At 37.2% G+C, this 13,004-nt stretch carries 8 protein-coding genes; 2 read left to right on the top strand and 6 right to left on the bottom strand.

Annotated elements, in window-relative coordinates:
* Positions 1 to 5: 5 nt before the first annotated feature.
* Positions 6 to 1,289, bottom strand: coding sequence for a replication-associated recombination protein A (locus K7G79_RS04135; RefSeq protein ID WP_223549418.1), 1,284 nt, complete (start codon positions 1,287 to 1,289; stop codon positions 6 to 8).
* A 137-nt stretch (positions 1,290 to 1,426) separates the two neighbouring features.
* Between K7G79_RS04135 and K7G79_RS04130 the strand changes: the two genes are divergently transcribed.
* On the top strand, positions 1,427 to 2,152 hold the full coding sequence (locus K7G79_RS04130) for a rhomboid family intramembrane serine protease (RefSeq protein WP_223549416.1): 726 nt from the start codon (positions 1,427 to 1,429) through the stop codon (positions 2,150 to 2,152).
* Between the two features lie 3 nt (positions 2,153 to 2,155).
* On the opposite strand, the gene rlmB is transcribed toward K7G79_RS04130, so the two are convergent.
* Positions 2,156 to 2,902: a 23S rRNA (guanosine(2251)-2'-O)-methyltransferase RlmB gene (gene rlmB, locus K7G79_RS04125; protein WP_223549495.1), complete on the bottom strand. Its 747-nt coding sequence runs from the start codon at positions 2,900 to 2,902 to the stop codon at positions 2,156 to 2,158.
* Between the two features lie 150 nt (positions 2,903 to 3,052).
* Between rlmB and K7G79_RS04120 the strand changes: the two genes are divergently transcribed.
* Positions 3,053 to 5,797 (top strand): T9SS-dependent M36 family metallopeptidase, encoded by a 2,745-nt coding sequence (locus K7G79_RS04120; RefSeq protein ID WP_223549414.1) that lies wholly within the window; start codon positions 3,053 to 3,055, stop codon positions 5,795 to 5,797.
* 513 nt (positions 5,798 to 6,310) lie between these two features.
* Here K7G79_RS04120 and K7G79_RS04115 read toward each other — a convergent pair.
* The 4 genes from K7G79_RS04115 to K7G79_RS04100 are packed head-to-tail and all read right to left on the bottom strand — an operon-like array spanning position 6,311 to position 12,750.
* Positions 6,311 to 7,195, bottom strand: coding sequence for a hypothetical protein (locus tag K7G79_RS04115; RefSeq protein ID WP_223549412.1), 885 nt, complete (start codon positions 7,193 to 7,195; stop codon positions 6,311 to 6,313).
* Positions 7,196 to 7,211: 16 nt separating this feature from the next.
* Entirely contained in the window at positions 7,212 to 8,042 is an 831-nt protein-coding gene (locus tag K7G79_RS04110; RefSeq protein WP_223549410.1) for a hypothetical protein, read from the bottom strand.
* 25 nt (positions 8,043 to 8,067) lie between these two features.
* The gene (locus K7G79_RS04105; RefSeq protein ID WP_223549409.1) at positions 8,068 to 9,576 is read right to left on the bottom strand and encodes a SusD/RagB family nutrient-binding outer membrane lipoprotein; all 1,509 of its coding nucleotides are present in this window, start codon (positions 9,574 to 9,576) and stop codon (positions 8,068 to 8,070) included.
* A gap of 12 nt (positions 9,577 to 9,588) precedes the next feature.
* Positions 9,589 to 12,750, bottom strand: a complete 3,162-nt coding sequence (locus K7G79_RS04100) for a SusC/RagA family TonB-linked outer membrane protein (RefSeq protein ID WP_223549407.1) — start codon at positions 12,748 to 12,750, stop codon at positions 9,589 to 9,591.
* Positions 12,751 to 13,004: the final 254 nt, after the last annotated feature.

The raw sequence follows: 13,004 nt of genomic DNA, 5'->3' as shown, positions 1-13,004 counted from the left end.
TATCTCTAATATCCATATTTGTCTTTCCAGCGTTGTTTTAAAAACTCCCGTTGGGCATTTTCCCTAGCGTTCTTTCCTGGTTCGTACAATCTAGTGTTTTGTATTTGTTCAGGGAGAAATTCTTGGTTGGCAAAATTATTATCGTAGTTGTGGGCGTATTTGTAATTATCGCCATAGCCCAGTTCTTTCATGAGTTTGGTTGGGGCATTTCTAATCTCCAACGGAACAGTTAAATCCCCAGTTTCCTTTACCAATTGTTGCGCCTTGCCTATAGCTTGATAAGCAGCATTACTCTTTGGAGAGCAAGCTAGGTAAGTAGCGCATTGACTTAGTATTATTCTTGATTCTGGATAACCAATGGTTGATACTGCCTGAAAGGTACTATTTGCAATAACCAATGCTGTTGGATTGGCATTACCAATATCCTCACTTGCCAAGATTAGTAAACGACGTGCAATAAATTTCACATCTTCACCGCCTTCAATCATTCTTGCTAACCAATAAACTGCTGCATTGGGATCGCTGCCTCTAATCGATTTAATAAATGCTGAAATAATATCATAATGTTGCTCACCAGTTTTGTCATATCGTACTGTATTATTCTGAACTTTTTGTAACACAATAGCATCGGTAATCTCTATGTTATTGGTAGTAAAAGAACTCACAATAAGCTCAAAAATATTCAGTAGCTTTCTGGCATCACCTCCCGAAAGTCTTAAAAGCGCATTGGTTTCCTTAAGTGTGATGTTTTTCTTGGATATAAATTCATCTTGTTCAATGGCACGTTTTAAAAGTACTTCTAGATCGGTTTTATTAAAGGCATTTAGTATATAGACTTGGCAACGCGATAAAAGCGCAGGGATGACTTCAAAACTTGGATTTTCGGTGGTGGCACCAATAAGTGTAATCCAGCCTTTTTCAACAGCTTGTAATAAGGAGTCTTGTTGCGATTTACTAAACCTATGAATTTCGTCAATAAATAATATGGGATTTTTAGTAGTGAACAAGCCACCACTTTGTTTGGCCTTGTCAATAACATCACGAATATCCTTTACCCCAGAATTTATGGCGCTTAAGGTGTAAAATGGCCGTCCAGATTCGTTTGCTATGATGTTTGCAAGTGTTGTTTTTCCTGTACCGGGTGGCCCCAAAAAAATCATGGATGGAATTAATCCTTGATGTATTTGTTGGGTTAAACTGCCATTTGGACCAACTAAATGGGCTTGGCTAACATATTCTGTTAATGTCTTTGGTCGTAAACGTTCTGCTAAAGGTTCGTTGGCATTCATAAATGTAAAATTAAAACAATTCCTTTGTAATAAGGAATCTTATCTTGTACAAATTATTGTGATTGGACAACAGAATTGATTTCTGCCAATTTAGCATTAAAGTAAAAATTGGTTAACTATTTGTTATATTAGGTATTATGAAAGTACAAAGCCAATTTAAATTTTCAACAGGTGTTATTGCATATCCTATTTTCTTTGTACTTACTATATGGTTAGTATTTTGGTTCGAGGTTCGTTTTGGATTTAATTTTAGCAAATATGGAATTTACCCCCAAACTTTAAAAGGATTAAGAGGTGTGTTACTTAGTCCGTTTATACATGGTAACATTCAACACCTTTACCATAACACTATTCCATTGTTTGTCTTGTCGGCTGCTATGTTTTATTTCTACAGGGCAATCACCTGGAAAGTGATATTATGGGGTATATTGTTTTCTGGACTATTAACATGGTACATTGGACGGCCATCTTACCATATAGGTGCTAGCGGATTAATATATGTTTTAATTAGTTTTACGTTTTTTAAGGGAATTTTTGCAAAACACTTTAGGTTAATAGCATTATCTCTATTAATTGTTTTTTTATACGGAAGTATGATTTGGTATACCCTGCCTATTGAGGAAGGCATTTCTTGGGAAGGTCACTTGTCTGGGTTAATAGTTGGGTTGGCTTTTGCTTTGTTTTTTAGAAAAGAAATTGCTAAGCCTAAAAAATATATATGGGAACAAGAAAGTTACAATGAAGATGAGGATCCTTTTTTAAGGCATTTTGATGCAGAAGGCAACTTTATTGAAAACTTAGAGCCTGAATCTGACAACAATCAACCCAAAATAAATTATACCTATAAGGAGAAAAATGAATAACTTTCAATCTTCAATAGACAGTCTTTGCCTAACTGCCTCATATAAAAAAGTGCCACAGGCCACAGAAACATTTAAGGATTCTATTTCGCCCAATAGTGGCAGTTTCGCTTTTGCATCAGCTACTTTTAAAATAGATGGGTTTATGCCCTTACCTTCAGAACCCATGATAATGGCACATGGTTCATTAAAAGAAATATCATAAAGTGTATTGTTAGTTTTTTCTGTAGCGGCGATCACTTTTATACCAGAAGATTGCATGTAAAATACGGCATCCTTAATGTGGTCCACTTTACAGATAGGTACTTTAAAAACTGCACCGGCGCTGGTTTTAATCGTATCGCCATTAACGGGAGCACCTCCCTTTTTTTGTATGATAATGCCATCTACACCCGTGCATTCGGCAGTTCGAATAATGGCGCCAAAATTACGTACATCACTTAATTGGTCTAAGAGTAAAAAGAGTGGTGTTTTTCCAGATTCAATAACATTTAAAACCAAATCTTCCAAATCGTGAAAAGCAATAGGGGATATTTGGGCGACCACCCCTTGATGGTTCTTTTTGGTCAATCGATTAAGCTTCTCGGCTGGGACATAAGACGAATTAATGGCCTGTTTTCTCAAAAGAGCCTCCAATTCACCAAATAGCTCGCCTCTTAAGCCTTTTTGTAAAAACACCTTATCTATGCTCTCGCCAGCATTAATAGCTTCTATAACCGCTCGTATACCGAATATTTGCGTTTGGTTTTGCATGGGGTAAAGGTATAAAAAAATGGGACTCATGATTTTAATTCGGTCATTAATCCATGGATAAACAGTCATTTTATTTAAAATTAAATATCCGTTTATTTAAAACTACAATTTTCACTATATTAGGAACGACTAATTCAAAAAAAAATTATAATGAAAAAAAATTTCAAAATAGTAGTCATGCTCCTTGGTGCTATTCTGTTTCATAATGTTTCTTTTGGGCAGAATACATTAAAAGAATCTAACTTTGGACCAAATATTTATGATTATTTAAATAAACATAAGGACAAATATCCGTTTTCACCCTCGGATATTGCAGATATTAGGATTAATAGAGAGGTGGTTTCCAGAAAGACGGATATCACCCGTTATTACTTAAATCAGACGTATCAGGGCATAAAGATCTACAATGCCATTTCCGTAGTGGGGGTGAAGAACAATAAAATATTTCATTTTGCCAATAAATTTAAAACAAATATTAGAGAAAAGATTAATGTCCGGAGCCCTTCATTAACAATGGAGCAGGCCATCCAGCAGGCGGTATCCCATTTCAAATTAGGCCCGGTTAGTGGGCTGCAATTAATCGAAACGGATCAGGGCAAATACATCTTTTCAAAGGCTGGAATTTCTAAAGAAAATATTCCTGTTGAGTTGGTATATGCGCCACTAGAGGACGGCACCCTAAGGCTTGCCTGGAACTTAAGTATTTATACCATGGATGGAGCACATTGGTGGAGTATGAGGATAGATGCTATAAATGGTGACATTCTGGATGTTAACGATTGGGTCATAAAATGCCGGTTTGGACAGGATCGAACTCATGTTGTGCTACATGGTGTTCAAAACAATACGAAATCTTTTAATTTGTTTAAAGCCAGTTCCTTTATGGTGAATGATGGATCCGAGTACACGGTGTTTGCCCTGCCTTTGGAAAATCCATTGGAAGGTTCCAGAAGTATAGTGGCCAATCCTGCGGATGGGACGGCCTCCCCATATGGATGGCATGATACCGATGGGGTGGCGGGACCGGAATACACAATTACCAGAGGAAATAACGTATGGGCACTTGAAGATGTGGCTAATGATGATCTTGATGAATCTGAACCAACAACAATCGGGGATTCCCCGGATGGAACGGCAGGTTTGGATTTTAATTTTCCCTTAGATTTAAGTCAGGAGCCCATGGTGTATCAAGACGCGGCAACCACCAATCTGTTCTATATAAACAATATGTTACATGATATTTTATATAATCATGGATTTGATGAGGCCAGTGGTAATTTTCAGGAGAATAATTATGGGAATGGAGGTGTGGCCGGAGATTATGTTATTGCGGAAGCCCAGGATGGCGCAGGGGTGGATAATGCCAATTTTGCTACACCACCGGATGGTTCTAATCCGGTAATGCAAATGTATTTGTTTGATACACCTATCCCACCACTATTGAATATTAACGGCGGTACGCTGGCAGGGGAATATTTGGCCGTATTGCCTTCTGATGGTGAGGGTGATGATGGTGTAGGAAATATTACCAGACCCACCGATGTGCCTATTACAGCCGATCTTGTTATTGTTGACGATGGCACGGCTGCCGGAGAAGAGGGATGCAATGCCTTGACAAACGGTGCAGCAGTAAGTGGCAAAATAGCCTTAATTAGACGAGGAAGCTGTAATTTTACGGTTAAAATACAAAATGCACAGGATGCGGGAGCCGTAGCCGTTATTGTGGCCAACCATAACAATCCGACTAACGATCCCAATTACAGCGAATATGTGGCGATGTACGGGGTTACCGATCCGCCTTTTACCATTCCTTCCATATTTATTAATTATACGGACGGACAAGCCTTTTTTGATGCCATTGGCAATGGTGAAACCATTAACGCGACCATCGTGAACAATCAGGGCGTTCAATTGGATGGGAGTTTGGATAATGGGATTATTATTCATGAATACGCTCACGGCATTTCTACGAGACTCACCGGTGGCGCCAGCACTTCTGACTGTTTGGAGTCCACCTTCCAGGCGGGTGAGGGCTGGTCGGACTGGTTTGCTTTAATGCTCACGATGAAGTCTTCTGATGTGGGTACAGATGGCAGAGGTATTGGGAATTATGCCTTCTCACAGCCTGTAGATGGTCCTGGAATCAGATTCCGAAGATACAGTACCGATTTTGCCATAAATGATTATACCTATGGCGATACCAACGACAATACGGAAATAGGGACAGACCCCGATACCGGTGACCCCATCATCTTAAATCGGTTTATTTATTATCACGGTGAGATTTGGGCCAATATGCTTTGGGATTTAACCTGGGCCTATATCGATAAATATGGTTTTGATTCCGATTTGTTTAATGGTTCCGGTGGTAATAACAGAGTGTTGAACGTGGTGATCGAGGGATTAAAATTGCAGGGGTGTAACCCTGAATATTTAGAAGCCCGGGATGCCATTCTTGCGGCAGATGTAGCCTTATACAATGGAGCGGACCAATGTTTAATATGGGAAGTTTTTGCCAGAAGAGGTCTTGGCGTTAATGCGAGCGAAGGCATACCGTTTAAATTAGAAGATCAGGTTGAGGATTTTACTACACCGGATCCCGGTGATCCTTCTTTGGCTAATTGTACCACATTGAGTACATCGACGGTAGCCTTTAAAAATTATAAAGTGTATCCCAATCCCGCCAGGAACCAGATAACCATAGAGGCCTATACCAATCTGGGTGAGGTGTCCGTACAGTTAATGGATATCAATGGAAGGATTGTATTGAGAAAAGATAATGAGAGCCTGAATGGAAAGCTTATTCTGGCTGTTAAACATGTGAATCCGGGCTTGTATCTTCTGAATATTAAAGGGGATAACGGGAATGCGGTCGAAAAGGTGATCATCCATTGATGTCAATAAAAAATAACATGAATATGATAGGGGTATCCTTCTAAATGATGGGCTCAACTCCTTGATAATGGGCTTTAAATCCCGAATTTCTAATTTGAGTTTCATCAAAAAGCGGAAAAGATCTAAATCGAACTATAAGCTTCAAGCCTAGAGTGAATTGATAGTGTATCTTTTCCGTTTTCAATATAAAACAAATCTAAAGGAGTGATTTTCGAAATAAAATGGTATCGAGCAGGAGTTTAAGAACTAAAATTTGATTCTTGATACCTACCAAAGGCAGGCAGCTAATTTATTTCATTTCATTCCATAAATTAACTCGAACCTGCCTACCCCGGTCAGGCGGGTTGACAAATTTTATTCAAAATCCACAACGAGTGATAGTATTAGTATTTCATTGAGAATGAAGTTTTGTTAAATTCCATACTGAATAATTTAAGACCATAAAAAAAACCACTTTACGTGGTTTTTTTTATGGAAGAAATCCTAAGGATTTCTGATGTTTTGTTTTAAGGCTTAACCTTCAAAGACAACCGTACCGGTATCTACATCTGTTACAGTATAATTTGAACCGGAGATGGTAAGAACAAATTTTACCAGATAGGCATCTGGATTATTTTGAACATACCCTCCTGTTGCGGTGTCCCATACGCCTGTTAAATCCAAGGTTTCAAGAACTACACCCGGCTTTGCAAAGGTAAGAACCGCTGGAATATCAATAGGTTCAGCCGGAGGTGCGGTACCACCGGAGGACCAAAAACTAGGGATTAACCAGTAATCACCGTCCGGTAAATCGCCCGGGGAAAATCTAATTTCCTCTGGACAGCTGCTATAGCTCGCTCCAATAAAATTAAAATCGGCATCATAAATTTCAAGATCGAGATCGAAATCACATAGATGATGTTCATGGCCATCTGCATCTAAATATATAGCATCCCAATCCATTTTAAAGACAAAATCATCTGATGTTGAATTTTCAATATTTAGGCTAACAGTAGGTGTACCGATAACTTCATAAATATCTGGTACAGCTGCAGGAGAAATTTGTAATTCTAAATTTTCAGAACCTTCTACTAAGATGTCATCTTTTATGGATATCTCCATTGTTGTAGAAGTCTGATAAGCAGGAACAACTGCACTACTTACTTCAAAATCTGCTTCTGTAGCACTACCACCAATTTGGGTTGCAACAAAAGTCGTAGTTGTTTTTATAGGTTTATCCAAATTAATAGTTATGGTAGTAGTTGGTGAACCAGATTCATTAATAGATGAAGAAGCTATTGTAGCTGTAACCATTGGTTTAGCACTTTCATCAATGACAGGTTCAACATCATAATTATCACAACTAGTAATAACACTTGTTAGGACAAGAAACCCTAGAATATATTTGAAATTTTTCATGTTAATTTTTTTTGAGTTATTGTCTTGTATAAGTTGAGGTCCAGGCTCCTGGCCAATTACCTGTAAAAGTTTGACGGTGATTTAATATAAGTACGCCATTCTCAGCATCCCAGGTGCCACTTAGAATAGTTCCTAAATCTAAGAAACCATAAGTTAAGTCGTTTGTAGGGATTATTTCTCCACAGAGTTCAACTATGTTACCACTATTATACAAACCTGTATTTGCAGTACATTGATCTAAGAAATAGCCATCGGCAGATTCAAGAAACCAAGAACCATCAGCATTTTGAGTAATAGTTGCTAATTTTGAGGGACTACAGGCATCATTGGTTACCAAATAGGTTCCAGACAAGTCTGCAAAACATTGATAAATAATAGTAAGTTTAGTGTTTTTAGAGCTTGTTATAACATTGGTACCATTAACGTCTGTAAATTTTAAAGTAATTATTGGTGCAACCTCAAGTGGAGGATCAATACCATCTGTAATAATACTAAGCGGAATTGTTCCGATATAGTTATTTGATTTAGTAAGCGTAATCGATGTAGTAGACAAGGCGTTATAGTGAACGCCTTCAATGGCTGTTGTATTAGCAGCATCAACAGCTATTGAAAGGTTTACATCTTCGGTATAACCAACCATGTTAGGACCTTGAAGTTCAATATTAACAAGTGCGGTTACAATACTGCCATCGGCAACGGCACTAACGGTTTGGTTTAAATTAGAAAAACTCGTAAAATTTGGTCCATCATCGAAAGAGTCAGCTAGGTTCTCATCATCGAGGAGACATGAGTTAAATGATACTCCTAAAACCATGAGTAACATTAAGGGTTTTATTATATTTTTCATATGTCTATATTTTTATATTAGTCAATTACTGCATCCAAAAGGTGTGTCTGTCGAATGCTCCATTATTGCCCTGAGTGGGAACGTTTGCTGAATTTGTTGCATACTCTGATTCTGGATACAACAAATTAGATGGAAATGTTGTTGATAGAGCTCCTGTTGGAATAGGGATAAAAGAGGGGAAATTGGTTCTTACTCTGTCCATCCATACTTCAAATCCAGAAATCATACCTATTGCAATCCATTTTTGGGTAATAATGGCCTCTATTTCTTTTCCATTAGCTACTGCAGTATTCCAATTAATAAGATTATTTAATGAAGTTGATTCATAAGTTGCTGCTGCCGTGGCAGGGGTAGGAACATCTAATTCAGCACAAGATGCTGCTATTGCAGCTTTGTATAAAGCTCCAGCATCTCCAGGCATAAAGCCTCTTTGTACAGCTTCTGCTTGTAAAAACAGAGACTCGGATCCTGCCATCACAAATAGTCTTTGTGAACTACTTTTCAATAGTCCGGGGCCTAAAGCTGATGTGGCCTCAGACCTGAGGTCATTTGTATAAACATTTTGAGGTATACCACGTATTTCACCGTCACTAACGGCTGGAGTAAATAATCGGGTGGTCCTAGGATCATCGTTGTCTTTTAAAAAGTTTACATAAACTTCATTACCGCGTGTAGCTAAATGATTTTGTGCAGGTGTAGTACTGCCTGCATTAAAACCATGTACCGTATAAAAAGGATTTTGTTGATCAGTTTGATCGGCATAACCAGGGTCAATAGATGCGGTACCAACTAAAAATCCAATACCATTACCGCTAATTTCACTAAATTTTGTGCTTAAATTCTCTCCGGTATTGACCTGACGCAACAGCATTCTTAATTTTAAGGTATTTGCAAATTGCTTCCATCTGAGCATATTACCTACAAACATCGCATCAATTGTTTGAGGATTTATAGTTCCAGTTGGCGCATTGTCTATCATATCGATGGCAACATTCAACTCATCATAGATTGCGTCATAAACAGCTTTGTCCTCATCATAGGTAGGTTGTGTGTTATTACCTCTCCCAAAAGCGTCACTATAGGGAATATCTCCATAGGTGTCTACAAGCATAGCAAAATGAAAGGTTTTCATTATTTTCGCAATAGCCTTATAATAGTCATAGCCATCCTCCTCAAAGTTTTCAATCAAATGATATGGGTAAAGAGTCAATCTATAAGTATTCTCCCAACAACGTTCATAAGTTGTATTTAAAATTAAGTATTGTTGCTCAGGTTCGTACCATACACGGTCACCGGCATCAGAAATAACGCCAGCATGTATACCTCCAATAAGATTGAAAGAAATATCGGAGTCATTTGAAATACTTGCACGCCACAACATATCGGCGGAGTTTTTTTGAGCAGCCGGAAGTAATAATTCCGGTGAGGCATTAGAAGGACTCGAAGAACTTCCATTAACGTCCAAATATTCATCACTGCAAGACAATATTAGTAGCAGTGCGATGATACCTGTTATATATTTTATGTTTTTCATATTAACAATTTTTTAAAATTTTAAACTCATTTTAAATCCGTAAGTACCTGTAGGAGGTGCTTGATCTGATGATCCTATACCTGTATAACCATTTGATGTTGGATAGCCGGCACCTGCTCCAATACCATAATTAGCTTCATTTCCGGAGTTTATTGAAAATTCAGGATCTGTATAAATATTTTCAGCTGCTCGCCACATAATTAAGTTGTTGGCAACAAAGCCAATTGTTATTCCATCGAAAGGTGTTCTGTCAAGAAATTTTTCAGGTAAAGTATAGTCTAATGCTATTTCCCTGATTTTAACGGCGGATGCATCTACGACATAGTTCTCTTTTATTTCATTAAATGAGGTTTGCCAAAAGTTTCTGGTGCCATCTGTAGTAGGTCTATCCGTATTTTCTACATAAACAGGGTTTTCAGATGTTCCAGTATTATAAACCGAATTTGGAAAAATAAAAGGTTGCCTGTTAGTAGATACACTGTTTTTAGTTAAACCAGCAAATTCCAAAATTTCAACCAAGGTACTATAGAATACATGTCCAGTTTTATAATCGGCTACAGCTCTTAAGGATAAGCCTTTATATGCTAATTTAGTAGATAATCCTGCAATAATTTTGGGAACGGTAGTTCCTAAATTCAGAAGTTCACTTGTTGGAGCTGGATTACCGTTGGCTTCAACTATAATTCTTCCCTGAGGATCGCGTTTATAACCAGGTGCGTACAATGAAGGAAACGGTTGACCTACTTCAGCAAAAATAGTTGCTGTGTTGGTAAATCCGGTTCCGACTTGAATCCGATTGGCTCCTTCACTTAAAGAAATCACTTCAGATTCATTGAAAGTATAGGTGAAGCCTACATCCCATCTGAAATCTTCTGTTTTAATGGGAACTAAGGATAAATCTATTTCAACACCTTTGTTTTGAATTTCACCAATATTGGTTAAGTAAGATGCAGCTCCAGACGCCGAAGAAGCTGCAGAAAAATTAATTTGGTCTTCTGCTTTTACAAAATAATAATTGGCATCGAGTGTAATACGTTGTTTGAAAAATTCAGCTCTAAACCCAGCTTCTGTAGAATATGAAAATTCAGGACTTAAATTAGGATCAACAGCAATAGTTGTTGGCCTCAAACCAGGGTTGGCGAAAGGAAATCCAATGGGTACGATAAAGTTTTCATTAATACTACCTATACCAGCATCATTACCAACCTTAGCATAACTTGCATTAAATTTTAAATAATCTAAAAAGCCTCCTTTTAGGCTTTCAAATGCATCAGTGGCTATGAAAGATATACCACCACTATAGTAATCATAAGTATTATTTTGAACTGGTAGAGTTGATGAGGTATCTTGTCGCCAAGAACCAGTTAAAAATAGATAATCTCTAAAACCAAGAGTTAAATCACCTAAATAAGAATATAATCTTTTTTGTGTGTTACTTTGTGGAGAAGAAAAATTGAGGCTGTTAAATGATAAGTTTCCTGTTCTCACATTGACGTTAAAAATCTCATCAGTAAATAGATTATTACCAATAATATTCATTTGGTTGCTTCTAAACGATTCCAAGTGAGTTCCAAGAATTAACCGCAAATTAAAATCATTATTAATTTGTTTTTCAATGTTGAATAATAGATCTGAATTCAACCTAAAGTTATTGCTTGAAGCGTCTAAAACTGCACTGACACCATCATCTGGTCTAGTATATGAGGTAGGTGTATAAGTATAACCTTCTTGAATGTTTTTTCTTTCACTGTTAAACCATGTGCCTCCTAAGCTATAGGTTGCAGATAACCAGTCAGTAAAAGAGAACTTTAAATTAGCAATGGCTTGTAACCGATTGGAGCGGTTAGTGTCCCTATTTTGATCTATGATATGGTACGGATTTCTAAAATAAGCATTAAAATAGGTTTCAGGAGTCGAAAATTTGTCAGTCCTCCAATTTTGATAATCACTTAATCTATAATGAGCAGGAGTGTTTAATAAAATTCTATAAAAACTGCCGTCCTCTGGGCTTGGTCCAGCAACATCATATTTATCTTGAAAGAAAGCGACGGAAGTACTAGACTCTAAATTGCCATAATTCCTTGTAGCATTAAACCTAAAATTATCTCGCCAATATTTATCACCAGGAACAATTCCAGTTTTATCTACACGCTGAGCAGAAAAAAAGTAGGTAGAGTTATCATCACCTCCACTTATGGATAGCGAGTTTTGTGTAGTAATACCTGTCTCAAAAAAACTTTCTCTGCCTTTTCTTACTGGAGCATAACGAAGTTCTTGAAAGGTTCCATCTGATAGAACAGGTCCAACTTGTCTAATCGTTCCATCATATCGTGGACCCCAGCTTTCATTTTCGTCTGGAGTATAATCAAAATTATTAGAAGATCCACTTCCAAATTCACTTTGAGTTTCTGGGAAAAATTTAAGTATTTCGAAAGTAACTGCAGAATTTACGGATACATTAAGTTTTTCATTTTTGTTTCCTCTTTTAGTTGTAATAATTAATGCTCCATTGGCACCAGCAGAACCATATAAGGTAACAGAAGAAGCTCCTTTTAATATGTTAACCGATTCGATATCGTTAGGATTTATATCTCCTAATGAAGAACTTGATTGTGGAACTCCATCAACAACAATCAAAGCGTCATTGTTTCCTGTTAAAGAATTGCTTGCCCTCAATCTAACAGTTGAATTTGGTTTAACACCATTATCACTAAAATTCACGTTCAAGCCAGATGCCTTACCAACTAGTGCAGATACAGCATTAACTGGTGCTGCTTGAACAATAGCATCGGTTTCAACAACAGTAGTGGCATATGCAAGTTCTTTAGGTTTACGTTTTATACCTAAAGCGGTAACAATAACCTCATCAAGCACAGATGCATCCTCCTGCATTGTAACATTAATAATATCTGAAGACCCAACAGTGATTTCTTTCGTAGAATATCCCACAAAACTAAATACCAAGACATCTCCTTGGTTAGTTGTTATAGAATAATTACCATCGAAATCGGTGGAGGTGCCAGTGGAAGTACCTCTAATTAAGACAGTTGTTCCCGGTAGAGGTAATCCGCTATCATCTGAAACAGTACCGGTAATTGTCTTTTCTTGTGCAGTAGCAAACTGCACAACTAGCGCAAGACAAAGCGCTAGCATTCCGCTAAACTTTGTTTTCATTTTTTAATTATTTGAATTAGTCAGTGTCAAAAGTCTTAATAAAAAGTTAATAAAACAACAAATTTGAGTTAAAAATTAATATTTCATTTAGATCGAAATACATTTTTCTTAGAAAATCAATTCTTTTTTATAGATATAAGTTGCTGTTTTAACAAATCGCTTTCAATTCCCTAAAGTCTTTCATGTGTTTGTTATGCAAGCATAACAACTTGTTTGTTAATGGATTGTTAATATTGTGTAAAGATGCTTAAGGC

Source organism: Aestuariivivens sp. NBU2969, assembly GCF_019931125.1.
GTDB classification, from domain to species: Bacteria; Bacteroidota; Bacteroidia; order Flavobacteriales; family Flavobacteriaceae; genus Aestuariivivens; species Aestuariivivens marinum.
The sequence above is the reverse complement of the archived record's forward strand: the minus strand, read 5'-3'. Positions and strand labels throughout refer to the sequence as shown.